Source organism: Streptomyces sp. NPDC005533, assembly GCF_042871845.1.
Taxonomy (GTDB): domain Bacteria; phylum Actinomycetota; class Actinomycetes; order Streptomycetales; family Streptomycetaceae; genus Streptomyces.
Genome location: NZ_JBIAJH010000045.1, coordinates 37,692 through 52,081 on the forward strand (window position 1 = coordinate 37,692; position 14,390 = coordinate 52,081).

Sequence of the window (14,390 nt, forward strand, 5' to 3'; positions counted from 1 at the left end):
CCCGTACCGCCGTCCTCCCGGACGGTGCTACGCCGGGAGGTGCGCCTCGATCGCGGCGATGACCTCGGGGGCCTCGGGCTCGGTACGCGGGCGGAAGCGCGCGACGACCTCACCGGCGGGGGAGATCAGGAACTTCTCGAAGTTCCACTGGATGTCCCCCGCCTCGCCCTCCGCGTCCGGGGTCTTCACCAGCTCCTGGTACAGCGGGTGCCGGTTCTCGCCGTTGACCTCGGACTTCTCCAGGATGGGGAAGGTGACGCCGAAGCCGGCCGCGCAGAAGGTCTGGATGTCCTCGGCGTTGCCGGGCTCCTGCTCGCCGAACTGGTTGCAGGGCACACCGATGACCGTGAAGCCCTTCTCCTCGTACGTGAACTGCAGACGCGCCAGCCCCGAGTACTGCGGGGTGAGCCCGCACTGCGAGGCGGTGTTCACCAGGAGGATCGCCTTGCCCTTGTGCGCCGCGAGGCTCGTGGGCTCGTCGGACAGGGTGGTCAGCGGGATGTCGTACAGGCTCATCGGGCTCTCCTCGGCAGGCGTAAGGACGTAGGCAAGCAACGCCTACGAGCTTAAGCGCCCCTCCCGCGGATCACGCCGACGCCCGAACAGAGCTAGGTCCCCGAACCGACCAGCTCGTCCGCCGGGTCGTTGACCGGCTGCGGCATCCCGGTGAGGTCCATGACGAACAGAGGTATGCCGAGATCGTCCGCGCGGGTGCGGGCCTCCTCCGTGTACCCGGCGAGGGCGAAGTAGACGCTGGTCGCCGAAGCGGTGAGGCCGTTCAGCCAGACGCACTCCACCGCCCGCAGCCCGGCCGGCGCGGTCGTCGGGTCCACCTGGGCGACCAGTCCCGGAGCCCGCAGGTCCACGGCCGCGGAGGGGATCGGGCGCGCGTCGGGCTGGCGTACGTCCTGGAAACCGAGCCAGCGCAGGTACAGCGCGGCCGTGGCCACCGCGTCGCGGGCCGTACGGATGGTCACCGGCCGGAACGCCGGCCGCGGCAGCGGAGCGGTCGGCGGCAGCGGCACCGGGAGGGGCGCGCGGGCGGGCTGCCCGTCGGCGGGGCCGCCCGTCGGCCCTGCTCCGCGCGGGTCGAGTCCCGGCTCGCGGGGATCCGGCCGGGGGCCGGACCGGCCGCGGTCCGGGCCGCCGACGCCCGGGCCCGGGCCTGGCGCCGAGCCGGCCCTCCCCGGCCCGGGCTCGTCACCTGCGCCGGCACCACCTGCGGGAGCGCCAGGGGGAGCGTCCGCGGCCCCGTGTGCCCCGCCGTCTCCGGGTGCGACTCCCTCCAGCGGGTGCACCGGGATCCGCACCACCGTCCCGCACGATCCGCAGCCCAGCTCGGGCTGCGGCCACTCGCTCTCCCGCCCGCAGGCCGTGCACCGCACCGCCACCCAGCTGTCCGACCAGGTGCGGTGCGTCAGCGGCACCGGCGGCGCGGCCAGGTCCAGCGGGGGATTGACCGGGCTTCCGCAGGCGCAGGGGAAGACCGGTGCGGTGTAGCCGTTGTCGCGCAGGCACGCCGGGCAGCGCACCGGTACCGCTTCCGCCATGAGACCTGGACCCCCTCGTCGCTGTGCGTAGGTCCATGCTCCACCACCGGCGACCGCGGGGGCGAGAGCGCACCCCGTTTCCAGCGGATTCGGGTCGCCGGATCGGTCATTTGTGCAACTCACCGAGCGAGAAGCGGCTTTTGGTGGGTTCCGGGGTCCCCTACTGCCTTGACGTCGACGGAGCCGCCGCTTAGCTTGTTCCGTATAGCAGAACAAAACTTCCGGATGACGGAAAAGCCTGACCGCCAGACCCGCAGGAGAACCTGATGCCTCGTATGACAGCCGCCGCCGCTGCAGTTGAGATCCTCAAGCTCGAGGGTGTCGAACAAGCGTTCGGCGTGCCCGGTGCTGCGATCAACCCGTTCTACCGCGAGCTCAAGAACGTGGGCGGAATCGCGCACACGCTGGCCCGCCACGTCGAGGGCGCCTCGCACATGGCCGAGGGGTACACGCGGGCCAAGGCGGGCAACATCGGTGTTTGCATCGGTACCTCGGGCCCGGCCGGCACCGACATGATCACCGGCCTGTACTCCGCGATCGCCGACTCGATCCCGATCCTGTGCATCACCGGTCAGGCTCCGGTCTCGAAGCTCCACAAGGAGGACTTCCAGGCCGTCGACATCGCCTCGATCGCCAAGCCCGTCACCAAGAAGGCCACGACCGTCCTGGAGGCCGCGCAGGTTCCCGGCGTGTTCCAGGAGGCCTTCCACCTGATGCGCTCCGGCCGCCCCGGCCCGGTCCTGATCGACCTGCCGATCGACGTCCAGCTGACCGAGATCGAGTTCGACCCCGAGACCTACACGCCGCTGCCGGTCTACAAGCCGCAGGCCAGCCGCGCCCAGGCCGCCAAGGCCCTGCAGTTCCTGCTGGAGTCCGAGCGCCCGCTGATCGTCGCCGGTGGCGGCATCATCAACGCCGACGCCTCCGACCTGCTGGTCGAGTTCGCCGAGCTGACCGGCGTCCCCGTCATCTCCACCCTGATGGGCTGGGGCACCATCCCGGACGACCACGAGCTGGCCGCCGGCATGGTCGGTGTGCAGACCGCCCACCGCTACGGCAACGCGACGTTCCTGGAGTCGGACTTCGTCTTCGGCATCGGCAACCGCTGGGCCAACCGTCACACCGGTTACAACCTCGACGCCTACACCAAGGGCCGCAAGTTCGTCCACGTCGACATCGAGCCCACCCAGCTCGGCAAGATCTTCGCCCCGGACTTCGGCATCGCCTCCGACGCCAAGGTCGCGCTGGAGCTCTTCATCGAGATCGCCAAGGAGCTCAAGGCCGAGGGCAAGCTGCCGGACTTCTCCGCCTGGGCCGCCTCGGCGCAGGAGCGCAAGGCCACCCTGCAGCGCCGTACGCACTTCGACAACATCCCCCTGAAGCCGCAGCGCGTCTACGAGGAGATGAACAAGGTCTTCGGCCCGGAGACCCGCTACGTCACCACCATCGGTCTCTCCCAGATCGCGGCCGCGCAGTTCCTGCACGTCTACCGCCCGCGCCACTGGATCAACTGCGGCCAGGCCGGCCCGCTCGGCTGGACCATCCCGGCCGCCATCGGTGCCGCCACCGCGGACCCGCAGACCCCGATCGTCGCGCTCTCGGGCGACTACGACTTCCAGTTCATGATCGAGGAGCTCGCGGTCGCCGCGCAGCACAAGGTCCCCTACGTCCACGTCCTCGTGAACAACGCGTACCTGGGCCTCATCCGCCAGGCGCAGGGCGGCCTGGGCATCAACTTCGAGGTCAACCTCGAGTTCGAGAACATCAACACCCCCGAGCTGGGTGTCTACGGTGTCGACCACGTCAAGGTCGCCGAGGGCCTGGGCGTCAAGGCCATCCGCGTCACCGACCCGGACAAGCTGGGCGAGGCCTTCGAGGAGGCCAAGAAGCTGGCCCAGGAGTTCCAGGTCCCGGTCGTCGTCGAGGCGATCCTGGAGCGCGTCACCAACATCGCGATGAGCAAGACGGTCGACATGAGCGACGTCACCGAGTTCGAGGAGCTCGCGACCGAGCCGGGCCACGCCCCGACCGCGATCAAGGCCCTCCAGGTCTGATCGACACGTCGGGCGCGTCAGCCCGTCAGGCAGTACACGGCGACCCCCGTCCCTCCGTCAGGAGGAGCGGGGGTCGTTCCGCGTTCCGGGACCCTTCGGCGACCAGCCGGTCCCGGCCCCCGGCCGCGCATGAGCACCGCGTCCCGAGCCCCGGTCAGCAGCGCGCGGGCGCCCGCTCGGGGGACAGGACGGGAAGCCCCTCAGCCGGCGCTCCCTGAGGCCCTCGGTCCCTCCACCAGGGCGGTCAGCCGCCCCGCGGCGTCCAGCAGTGTGGTGTGCGGAGGGGCGAGGCCGGCCGCCCGGGCGTCGTAGGCGGCCTCCGCCGTGTCCAGGGGCCAGCACCGGATACGTGCCGACCCGGCCGTCCTGGAGGCCTCCACGGACGCCCGCGGCCGCGCCCCGGAGACCGTCGTCCTCGCCTCCGCACCCCCGACCGCATGCTGGTCGGCGTACCGGCCGTGGCCCTCGCGTACGGCGGGCGGCGGCGGCGGAATCCACCGCATCACCCGGCAACTCCGCACGCGGCGCGAGGACCTGCCGGCCGAGCTCACCCGCAGCCCGTACTCCTGCACCACCGGCGCCCCGATGGTGCGGATCGCGGCACGCCGTCCCGAAGGCGCCGAGGACGGCCCGACCGTCCGGACCCGTCCGGCCGGAACGGGACAACGACAAAGCGCCGAGTCACGGGACCGTCCGTGACTCGGCGCTCTGGTTGTTACCGCCCGACGGTGCGAGGCTGGCGCGACAGGACGTTCGCACCGCCGGGCGGAGTCGGTTGGGGAGGTGTGTTCCTCCGCGTGCAGGGGGCTCTGTGCGTAGCCCCTGTACGGAGAGGATTGGCTGGGACCGTGGCGGTCGGCGACGAGAACTCCGGCGTCGTCTCCCTCAGGTCAAGAGACGGGCCTCGGAACCCATTACCACCGCACTGGCTCGCACGCCCGCCACGGTCCTCGTCCTGCCCTCGCCGCGTACCACCCCTCATCCGGGTCCACGGGTCGGGCTCAGCACCCGGGGCCTGACCTCCCGTCAGGCCCCCGGTACAGCTGTGCGGCTCAGGCGTCGCGCAGGGCGCGCACGGCCTCCTCGACGCGACGGCCGTAGTCGGCGTCCGCGGCGTGGAAGTGAGCCAGGTTCTTCTCGATGACGTCCTCGAGGGTGACCTGAGACAGGCCGCCGGCGATGTTCGCCACCAGACGCTGCTTCTCGGCCTCCGACATCAGGCGGTAGAGCTCACCGGCCTGGAAGAAGTCGTCGTCCTTGGTGTGGGCCGGGGCCTCGTGGGTGCCCGTGTAGCCGGAGACGGCCTTCGGGGCGCCCAGTGCCAGGCCGGTCTCGGCCGGACCCTGGTACGAGTTGGGCTCGTAGTTCTTGTCGTGGCGCGAGCCGTTGCGCAGCGCCATGACGCCGTCGCGGCCGTAGTTGTCGGCCTTCGTCGCCTTCGGGGCGTTGACCGGCAGCAGGGTGTGGTTCACACCGAGGCGGTAGCGCTGGGCGTCGGCGTACGCGAAGAGGCGGCCCTGGAGCATCTTGTCCGGCGAGGCGGTGATGCCCGGGACGAAGTTGTTCGGGGAGAAGGCGGACTGCTCGACCTCGGCGAAGACGTTGTCCGGGTTGCGGTCGAGGACCAGACGGCCCACGCGCTGCAGCGGGTAGTCGGCGTGCGGCCACACCTTGGTGAGGTCGAACGGGTTGAAGCGGTAGTCCGCGGCCTCGGCGGCGGGCATGATCTGGACGTAGAGGGTCCAGCTCGGGTTCACACCGCGCTCGATCGCCTGGAGCAGGTCGGTCTGGTGCGAGTTGGCGTCCTTGCCGACGAGCTCGGCGGCCTGCTCGCCCGACAGGCAGCGGATGCCCTGGTTCGTCTTGAAGTGGTACTTGACGAAGAAGGCCTCGCCCTGCTCGTTCGTCCACTGGTACGTGTGGGAGCCGTAGCCGTTCATGTGACGGTACGACGCCGGGATGCCGCGGTCACCCATCAGCCAGGTGATCTGGTGCGTCGCCTCGGGGGCGTGCGCCCAGAAGTCCCAGACGTTGTCCGGCTCCTGCTTGCCCGTGAAGGGGTCGCGCTTCTGGGAGTGGATGAAGTCGGGGAACTTGATCGGGTCCTTGATGAAGAACACCGGGGTGTTGTTGCCGACGAGGTCGTAGTTGCCCTCTTCGGTGTAGAACTTCAGGGCGAAGCCGCGCGGGTCGCGGACCGCGTCCGCGCCGCCGAGCGAGTCGGCGACGGTGGAGAACCGCAGGAAGGTCTCGGTCTTCTTGCCGACCGTGTTCAGGAAGGCGGCGCTGGTGTACGCGGTGACGTCGTCCGTCACCTCGAAGTAGCCGTACGCGGCGGAGCCGCGGGCGTGCACCACGCGCTCCGGGATGCGCTCACGGTTGAAGCGGGCAAGCTTCTCGAGGAGCTGCTGGTCCTGGACCAGGAGCGGGCCACCGACGCCGGCGGTGGCGGAGTTCTGATTGTCGGCGACCGGGGCGCCAGACTCGGTCGTCAGCGTGCGCTTCGACATGGTGACCTTCCGTACGGGTAACTGCTGACGGAAAGCGTCTTCCGTCATGCGGAACAGCCTAATTTCGGCGGCAACTAAACGTCAACAGTTTGTTGAACGAAGTTGAAAAGGCGCGTGGTGATCCGGACGGCGCCGGCACTTGGGCGCGACAGGACAGGTGTCAGCACCGGCGCCATCCGGAGACTCGGATCCCCTGAAGAGGGGATGTGCTCAGATCTGAGCGCCGGAGAGGCGCTCGACCGCGCGGAGCAGGGCGGAGTGGTCCAGGCCGCCGTCACCCTGGGCGCGCAGCGAGGCGACCAGCTGGGCGACGACCGCGCCGACCGGGAGAGCCGCACCGACGTTGCGGGCGGCGTCGGTGACGATGCCCATGTCCTTGTGGTGCAGGTCGATCCGGAAACCGGGCTTGAAGTCGCGGTTCAGGAAGTTGTCCTTCTTGCGGGTCAGGACCGTGGAGCCGGCCAGACCGCCGTTGAGGACGTCCAGGGCGGCCTGGAGGTTCACGCCGGACTTCTCGAGGAAGACGACGGCCTCGGCGCACGCCTGGATGTTCACCGCGACGATGAGCTGGTTGGCGGCCTTCACCGTCTGGCCGGAGCCGTGCGGACCGCACAGGACGATGACCTTGCCGAGCGCCTCGAGGATCGGCAGAGCGGCGTCGAAGTCGGCCTGCTCGCCACCCACCATGATCGACAGGACGGCCTCGATGGCGCCGGCCTCGCCGCCGGACACCGGGGCGTCGAGGACGCGGATGCCCTTCTCGGCGGCGTTCTTCGCGAGGTCGACCGAGGTCTGCGGGGTGATCGACGACATGTCGATGATCAGCGCGCCGGACTTGGCGTTCTCGAGGATGCCGTTCTCGCCGTAGGAGATGGCCTCGACCTGCGGGGAGGCGGGCACCATCGTGATGATGACGTCGGCGTCCTTGACGGCCTCGGCGATCGAGCCGGCCGCGGAGCCGCCGGCGGCGGCGAGGCGGTCCAGCTTGTCCTGCTCCAGGGTGAAACCGGTGACCGAGTAGCCGGCCTTCAGGAGGTTCTCGGCCATGGGGGAGCCCATGATGCCGAGCCCGATCCAGGCAATCGACGGGAGCGCAGTGGGGTTGCTCATGATGAGGGTCCTTCTCTTAATGCTTTGTACGAAAAGTTCGTGACGTGCCTGGCTGATCGCCTGGACTTTGTCCGCCTACTTCGCGGCGCGGGCCTCGGCCGGCAGCCATGCGAAGGACGCGGCAGCGTCGGCGGCCTTGTACTCCAGGCCTACGTAGCCCTCGTATCCGGCCTTCTTCAGCTGGTCGAGCAGCTCCTCGAGGGGCAGCTCACCGGTGCCGGGGGCACCTCGTCCGGGCTTGTCCGCGATCTGGACGTGTCCGGTCTTGGCGGCGTACTTTTCGATGACCTCGGAGAGGTCCTCATCGTTCATCGCCAGGTGGTAAAGGTCGAGCAGGAACTTGGCGTTGCCGAGGCCGGTGGCCTCGTTCACCTTGTCCACTACCTCGATGCCGGCCGGGGCGCTCACCAGCGGGTAGAGCGGCGACTCGGGCTTGTTGAGGGTCTCGATCAGGAGGATCGCGCCGACGCGGTCCGCGGCCCGGGCCGCCACGACCAGGTTCTTCAGCGCGAGCTCGTCCTGGACGGCCGGGTCCACGCCTTCGACGCGGTTGCCGTACAGGGCGTTCAGCGCCTTGCAGCCGACCGAGGCCGCGAAGTCCGCGGCCACGTTGATGTTGGCGTTGAAGCGCTCCGACTCCTCACCGGGAACCGAGACCGCACCGCGGTCCGGGCCCGGCAGTTGGCCGGCGTAGAAGTTCAGGCCCACCAGCTGGGTGCCGGCGTCCTCAAGAGCCTTCTTGAGGGCGTCGAGCTCCTCCTGTGCGGGGGTGGGGGTCTCGATCCAGGGCCACCACAGCTCGACCGCCGTGAAGCCCGCCGCGGCAGCAGCCGCGGGACGCTCCAGGAGCGGGAGTTCCGTGAAGAGGATCGAAAGGTTTACATCGAAGCGCTGGTCCGTGTATCCCATGAGGGGTGTGCGCTCCTTCCGTATTGCGGAAGTTAGTTTCTGCTTGATGGAAGACTGCATCGGGCTTGTCCCGGATGTCAAGTACGGACTGCCGAAAAAACGAGACCGCGGGGTAGCTTGACCGCGTGCGATTGAGAGTGGAGTTCACGACCGAGCCCTTCGACCTCGAAGAGGCTCCTGCCCATGCCGTGGCCGCGCGTGAGGTCATCCAGAAGGCCCGGTTGGACGCGGTGGACGTCGGTCCGTTCGGCAACACCGCCGAGGGCGGGGCCGACCAGGTGCTGGCCGCGGTGGGGGCGCTGCTGCGCGATTCCCTGGAGGCCGGGGCCACGCGCGTCTCGCTCCAGGTCAACGTGATCGGGGAGGACACCCCATGACCGAGCCCCGCGACCACCCCTTCGTCACCGCGGTCAAGCCGCTGGTGGACGCCATGGGCGGCGAGCTGATGGACCCGGCCCTGGCGCAGCCCGACGACGTCGTGCTCAGCTGGGAGGGTCAGGACCTGCTGGCCGTGCGCCTGCCGCAGCTCTCGGACTCGCTCGACCACATCCTGGCGGCCCTGGAGCGCCGGCACGGCGTACCGTTGTCGCAGCTCGACCGGAAGTCCAAGCAGGACGTGGTGCGGATACTGGAGGCGCGGGGCGCTTTCTCCGTGCGGCACGGTGTGGAAACGGTCGCGGGCGCCCTGGGCGTAAGCCGTTTCACGGTCTACAACTACTTGAACCGGGATTCCGGCCCCAAAGGCAGCGCCAAGAGCAGCCAAGAGTGAAAGACTGCTGACCCGTAGTGACGAGCCGCCGCCCAATTCACCCGGGCGGCGGCTTTTGTGTACGGGAAGTTTCAACAAAGTGTTGACGCCGTGTTGTCGAGGGCGTTAGCTATGCGCAGCCCGTCAAAGCAACAACAGGCCACGGAGGCCTACCGTGACTTCGAGTCCGACCCCGGGTCTCACCCGGTTCAACACCTTGGACGACAGCGCGGCCACGGCCGAGCTGCACGAGGTGTGCGCCAGTTCGGCGTGGGGGAGCAAGATGCTCGCCCAGCGCCCCTTCGCCACCGCAGAGTCCCTGTTCGCCGCGAACGAAGCCGCCATGGCGGAGCTCACCGCGGAGGACCTGGGCGAAGCGATGGGAGGCCACGCGCCGATCGGCCGGCCGAAGCCGGGAGACCCGACCTCCGCCCGCGAGCAGCGTGGCATGGCCGGCGCCTCGGAGGAGCTCAAGAACGAGCTCCTCGAACTGAACCTGGCGTACCAGGAGAAGTTCGGCCACGTCTTCCTCATCTGCGCCACCGGTGCGACCGGTGAGTTCATGCGGGACGCGGTCAAGGTCCGGATCGACAACTCGCCGGAGCGGGAGCGGGAAATCGCCCGCGGCGAGCTCGTCAAGATCAACAAGATCCGCCTGACCCGCCTCGTCGAACTCGTTGAAGGAGAGTGAGACCGATCATGAGCACCGAGACCACCGCGTCGGTGTCCACGCACATCCTGGACACCAGCATCGGCAAGCCCGCCGAGGGCGTCGCCATCTCCCTGTCGGCCCGTACGGGTCCGGACGGCGAGTGGGCGGCCCTGGGCGGCTCCGCCACCGATGCGGACGGGCGCTGCAAGGACCTGCCGGCGCTGCCGGAGGGCACCACCCACGTGCGTCTCGACTTCGAGACCGAGACGTACTTTTCGAAGAAGCAAGCCGAGGCGCAGCAGGACGCCCCCCGCGTAAGGGACAGCGGTGCGTTCTTCCCCGAGGTCACCATCACCTTCGCGGTGAACCCGGGCGAGCATTACCACGTACCGCTGCTGCTCAACCCGTTCGGCTACTCCGTTTACCGAGGGAGCTAGCATGGCCACGATTCTGGGCCAGAACCAGTACGGCAAAGCAGAGAACCGCGTCGTCAAGATCACGCGGGACGGCGACACGCACCACATCAAGGACCTGAACGTCTCGGTCGCCCTCTCCGGCGACATGGACGACGTCCACTACTCCGGCTCCAACGCCAACGTCCTGCCGACGGACACCACCAAGAACACGGTGTACGCGTTCGCCAAGGAGTACGGCATCGAGTCCGCCGAGCAGTTCGGCATCCACCTGGCGCGCTGGTTCGTCAACAGCCAGGAGCCGATCCAGAAGGCGCGCATCCGGATCGAGGAGTACGCCTGGTCCCGGATCGCCACCTCGGACGCCAACTCCAAGTTCATCGGCTCCGACGAGGTGAACCACTCGTTCGTCCGCGAGGGCGGCGAGACCCGGGTCACCCAGATCACGTACGACGGCAAGAACTGGGAGGTCATCTCCGGCCTCAAGGACCTCGTCGTCATGAACTCCACGAACTCCGAGTTCTGGGGTTACGTGAAGGACAAGTACACGACCCTGAAGGAAGCGTACGACCGCATCCTCGCCACCCAGGTGTCGGCCCGCTGGCGCTTCAGCTGGTCGGACGACGACCAGCGGATGCCGAACTGGGAGAAGTCCTACGCCGAGACCCGCAAGCACATGCTGCAGGCCTTCGCGGAGACCTACTCCCTGTCGCTCCAGCAGACCCTGTACCAGATGGGTTCGCGCATCATCAACCACCGTTCGGAGATCGACGAGGTCCGCTTCTCGCTGCCGAACAAGCACCACTTCCTCGTGGACCTTGAGCCCTTCGGCCTCAAGAACGACAACGAGGTCTACTTCGCCGCGGACCGTCCGTACGGTCTGATCGAGGCGACTGTTCTCCGGGACGGCGTCGACGCCCGTATCCCCGTGGACATGACCAACCTCTGATGCGGCACGCGCGTCCCGGGGCTCCGCAGTGGCCCCGGGACCGTGCGACACGTCGCAGCTTCCTGAATCGGCACCCGGACGCATCACTCGGGGCGGCAGTACTGTCAGCTGTCAAGGCCCCCGGCTCCGGCACTCAAATCTCCTGGGCCTTGCCGTGCCCATACCGCCACTGAAAGCACGAGGAAGTCCCATGGCAGCATCGGCAGCCCCTGACAGCGCGGTCGAGCGCATCGTCATCGAGAACTGTGCGATCGCGACCGTCGACGCCAACGACACCGAGTACGCCTCGGGTCACATCGTTGTCGCCGGCAACAAGATCGAGTCGATCGGCGCGGGCAAGGCCCCCGAGAACCTCGAGAACGTCGTACGCCGCATCGACGGCACCGGGCACCTCGTGACCCCCGGTCTGGTCAACACGCACCACCACTTCTACCAGTGGATCACGCGTGGTCTGGCCACCGACCACAACCTCTTCAACTGGCTGGTCGCGCTGTACCCGACGTGGGCGCGCATCGACGAGCAGATGACGTACACGGCCGCGCAGGGCTCCCTCGCCGCGATGGCCAAGGGTGGCGTCACCACCGCGATGGACCACCACTACGTCTTCCCCAAGGGCTCCGGCGACCTCTCCGGCTCGATCATCCGCGCCGCCTCCGAGATGGGCGTCCGCTTCACCCTCGCCCGCGGCTCCATGGACCGCAGCGAGAAGGACGGCGGCCTGCCTCCGGACCACGCCGTCGAGACCCTCGAGGGTGCGCTCGCCGACACCGAGGCGACCGTGAAGAAGTTCCACGACGCCTCCTTCGACTCGATGACCCAGGTCGCCGTGGCCCCCTGCTCCCCCTTCTCGGTCTCCACCGAGCTGCTGAAGCAGGGCGCCGAGCTGGCCCGCCGCCTGGGCGTGCGCATGCACACGCACGGCTCCGAGACCGTCGAGGAAGAGCAGTTCTGCAAGGAACTGTTCGGCATGGGCCCGACCGACTACTTCGAGTCGACCGGCTGGCTCGGCGAGGACGTGTGGATGGCGCACAGCGTCCACATGAACGACTCCGACATCGCCGCGTTCGCCCGGACCAAGACCGGTGTCGCGCACTGCCCGTCCTCCAACGCCCGTCTGGCCGCCGGCATCGCCCGCGTCCCGGACATGCTCGCCGCCGGAGTCCCGGTCGGCCTCGGCGTGGACGGCACCGCCTCCAACGAGTCCGGTGAGCTGCACACCGAGCTGCGCAACGCGCTCCTCATCAACCGCCTGAACCCGGTCCACCGCGAGCGCGCCCTGAACGCGCGCCAGGCCCTGCGCCTCGGTACCCACGGCGGCGCCCAGGTCCTCGGCCGCGCCGACAACATCGGCTCGCTGGAGGTCGGCAAGTGCGCCGACCTGGTGCTGTGGAACCTGAGCACCTTCCTGCACTCCTCGATCGCCGACCCGGTCACCGCGCTGGTCTTCGGTGCAGCCGCCCCGGTGACCGCGTCGTTCGTCAACGGCAAGCAGATCGTCGAGAACAACCGCCTCCTCTTCGCCGACGAGGACGCCATCGCGGTGTCCACCCGGGAAGAGGCCCAGCGCCTGGCGCGGATCTCCGCGCAGGCCTGACCCTCCCCCGGCTACCGCTGGGAGGTACCCAGAAGTCCGGCCGGGGGGGACGGCCCCCGGCCGGCGGTCGCGGACCCGAGCGGGGTCCGCGGCAGCCGTTCCCGGGTAGCGCCCGAGGAAATCCGAGGGCGCCCCCGGGGGCGGTGACTCGTGCCACTTGCGCTGCCGCGCGCACTTCGCGCCATGGCCACGGCACCTCCAGCCCCCGCGGCTGGACCACAGCGCGGAACCGGTCTCGGGCGAATCGTTTCTGCACCTCTTGGGACACGTAGTCGCACCACCCACAACTCCATACAGGCTCGACTCGCACTCCTTTCGCACCACCTCCAAGACACCCACGTCCCTGCCGACGTGTTACCCGACCGGAGGAAGCCGTGGCCGCAATGCCCAGGTTTCGCAAAGACGCAGTCGCAGTACCGCAGGTCTCCGGGGAGAAACACCCGGTCGACGAGACCTTGCCCCCGCTGAAAATGTTCACGAGCGGTCTCCAGCACGTGGCCGCGATGTACGCGGGTGTCGTCGCCCCGCCCATGATCGTCGGCCCTGCCGTGGGGCTCTCCGCCACCGAGACCGCCTTCCTGATGGGCGCCTCGCTCTTCACCGCCGGCCTCGCCACCCTCCTCCAGACCCTCGGGTTCTGGAAGATCGGCGCCAAACTCCCCTTCGTCAACGGCGTTTCCTTCGCCGGTGTGACCCCGATGATCGCCATCGGCAAGGGTGAGGGGGACAACGCCATCCCCGTCATCTTCGGCGCGATCATCGTCGCCGGAGTCCTCGGCTTCTTCGCCGCCCCCTACTTCGGCAAGCTCGTCCGGTTCTTCCCGCCCGTGGTCACGGGCACGGTCATCACCCTGATCGGCGTCTCGCTCCTGCCCGTCGCCTTCAACTGGTCGCAGGGCGGGAACCGCACCGCCACCGACTACGGCTCGATGAAGAACATCGGCATGGCGGCCGTCACCCTCGTCATAGTCCTGCTGATGCGCAAGTTCCTGCGCGGCTTCCTCCAGCAGATCTCCATCCTGCTCGGCCTGGTCGCGGGCACGCTCATCGCCCTGCCGCTCGGCATGACCAGCTTCGACGCCGTCAAGAACGCGTCCGTGGTGGGCTTCCCGACCCCGTTCCACTTCGGCGCCCCGCAGTTCCAGGTCGCCGCGATCATCTCGATGTGCATCGTCATGCTCGTCTGCATGACCGAGTCCACCGCCGACATCCTGGCGCTGGGCAAGATCGTCGGCCGTCCGGCGGACGCGAAGACCATCGAGGGGGGCCTGCGCGCCGACACCCTGGGCAGCGCGCTCAGCCCGCTGTTCAACGGTTTCATGTGCAGTGCCTTCGCCCAGAACATCGGGCTGGTCGCCATGACCAAGGTGCGCAGCCGGTTCGTGGTCGCCGCGGGCGGCGGCATCCTGATCCTGCTGGGCCTGTGCCCGATGGCGGCCTCCGTCATCGGCGTGGTCCCCCTGCCGGTCCTCGGCGGCGCCGGGATCGTCCTCTTCGGGTCGGTCGCCGCCAGTGGCATCCAGACCCTGGCCGGCGCGGCCATGGAGAAGGGCGAGAACGCCCTGATCGTCGCCGCCTCCGTGGGCATCGGCCTGATCCCGATCGCCGCGCCCGACTTCTACCACGCCTTCCCGAAGGACCTGCTGGTCGTCCTCGACTCCGGCATCAGCACCGGCTGCGTGGTGGCCATCCTGCTGAACCTGGCCTTCAACCACCTCGGCGCCAAGAAGGACGCGGCCGTCGCAGCCGCACCCGACCCGGTGCCGGTGCACTGACCGGCCCCGCCGGACCCTACGGCGGGGGGGGGGGGGGGGGGGGGGGGGGGGGGGGGGGGGGGCCGCGCCGCCCCCCCCCCCCCGGGGGCCGCCGGGGGGGGGGGGCGCGGCGGGCCGGGCGCCCCC

General features: G+C 69.1%; 14 protein-coding genes. 9 read left to right on the forward strand and 5 right to left on the reverse strand.

Features of this window, described 5'->3' with window-relative positions; genetic code table 11:
* Window positions 1-27 precede the first annotated feature (27 nt).
* Window positions 28-516 (reverse strand): glutathione peroxidase, encoded by a 489-nt coding sequence (locus tag ACFYP3_RS31225; RefSeq protein ID WP_388839836.1) that lies wholly within the window; start codon window positions 514-516, stop codon window positions 28-30.
* A 92-nt stretch (window positions 517-608) separates the two neighbouring features.
* On the reverse strand, window positions 609-1,550 hold the full coding sequence (locus ACFYP3_RS31230) for a hypothetical protein (RefSeq protein WP_388839839.1): 942 nt from the start codon (window positions 1,548-1,550) through the stop codon (window positions 609-611).
* A 266-nt stretch (window positions 1,551-1,816) separates the two neighbouring features.
* Between ACFYP3_RS31230 and gcl the strand changes: the two genes are divergently transcribed.
* On the forward strand, window positions 1,817-3,604 hold the full coding sequence (gene gcl, locus ACFYP3_RS31235) for a glyoxylate carboligase (RefSeq protein WP_388839842.1): 1,788 nt from the start codon (window positions 1,817-1,819) through the stop codon (window positions 3,602-3,604).
* A gap of 324 nt (window positions 3,605-3,928) precedes the next feature.
* Window positions 3,929-4,303, forward strand: coding sequence for a hypothetical protein (locus tag ACFYP3_RS31240; protein ID WP_388839845.1), 375 nt, complete (start codon window positions 3,929-3,931; stop codon window positions 4,301-4,303).
* 353 nt (window positions 4,304-4,656) lie between these two features.
* On the opposite strand, the gene ACFYP3_RS31245 is transcribed toward ACFYP3_RS31240, so the two are convergent.
* From ACFYP3_RS31245 to ACFYP3_RS31255, 3 genes are all read right to left on the reverse strand, one after another.
* The gene (locus tag ACFYP3_RS31245) at window positions 4,657-6,114 is read right to left on the reverse strand and encodes a catalase (protein ID WP_388839871.1); all 1,458 of its coding nucleotides are present in this window, start codon (window positions 6,112-6,114) and stop codon (window positions 4,657-4,659) included.
* A gap of 210 nt (window positions 6,115-6,324) precedes the next feature.
* A complete protein-coding gene (locus tag ACFYP3_RS31250; RefSeq protein WP_388839848.1) occupies window positions 6,325-7,224 on the reverse strand; it encodes a 2-hydroxy-3-oxopropionate reductase in 900 nt (299 codons plus the stop codon).
* A gap of 75 nt (window positions 7,225-7,299) precedes the next feature.
* Window positions 7,300-8,133 carry a TIM barrel protein gene (locus ACFYP3_RS31255; protein ID WP_361947596.1) on the reverse strand — a complete coding sequence of 278 codons (834 nt, stop codon included), beginning with the start codon at window positions 8,131-8,133 and terminating at the stop codon, window positions 7,300-7,302.
* Window positions 8,134-8,258: 125 nt separating this feature from the next.
* Between ACFYP3_RS31255 and ACFYP3_RS31260 the strand changes: the two genes are divergently transcribed.
* From ACFYP3_RS31260 to ACFYP3_RS31290, 7 genes are all read left to right on the forward strand, one after another.
* A complete protein-coding gene (locus tag ACFYP3_RS31260) occupies window positions 8,259-8,510 on the forward strand; it encodes a hypothetical protein (RefSeq protein ID WP_388839851.1) in 252 nt (83 codons plus the stop codon).
* Window positions 8,507-8,902: a helix-turn-helix domain-containing protein gene (locus ACFYP3_RS31265; protein ID WP_030715200.1), complete on the forward strand. Its 396-nt coding sequence runs from the start codon at window positions 8,507-8,509 to the stop codon at window positions 8,900-8,902. The genes ACFYP3_RS31260 and ACFYP3_RS31265 overlap by 4 nt, the downstream gene beginning before the upstream one ends.
* Window positions 8,903-9,056: 154 nt before the next feature.
* Complete coding sequence (gene uraD, locus ACFYP3_RS31270) at window positions 9,057-9,572, forward strand: 2-oxo-4-hydroxy-4-carboxy-5-ureidoimidazoline decarboxylase (RefSeq protein ID WP_376613137.1); 516 nt, start codon at window positions 9,057-9,059, stop codon at window positions 9,570-9,572.
* 8 nt (window positions 9,573-9,580) lie between these two features.
* Complete coding sequence (gene uraH, locus ACFYP3_RS31275; RefSeq protein WP_388839855.1) at window positions 9,581-9,970, forward strand: hydroxyisourate hydrolase; 390 nt, start codon at window positions 9,581-9,583, stop codon at window positions 9,968-9,970.
* Window position 9,971: 1 nt separating this feature from the next.
* Complete coding sequence (gene pucL / locus ACFYP3_RS31280; protein ID WP_361769801.1) at window positions 9,972-10,895, forward strand: factor-independent urate hydroxylase; 924 nt, start codon at window positions 9,972-9,974, stop codon at window positions 10,893-10,895.
* Window positions 10,896-11,085: 190 nt separating this feature from the next.
* Window positions 11,086-12,489: an 8-oxoguanine deaminase gene (locus ACFYP3_RS31285; protein ID WP_376613133.1), complete on the forward strand. Its 1,404-nt coding sequence runs from the start codon at window positions 11,086-11,088 to the stop codon at window positions 12,487-12,489.
* 383 nt (window positions 12,490-12,872) lie between these two features.
* Complete coding sequence (locus ACFYP3_RS31290; RefSeq protein WP_388839860.1) at window positions 12,873-14,264, forward strand: nucleobase:cation symporter-2 family protein; 1,392 nt, start codon at window positions 12,873-12,875, stop codon at window positions 14,262-14,264.
* Window positions 14,265-14,390 lie beyond the last annotated feature (126 nt).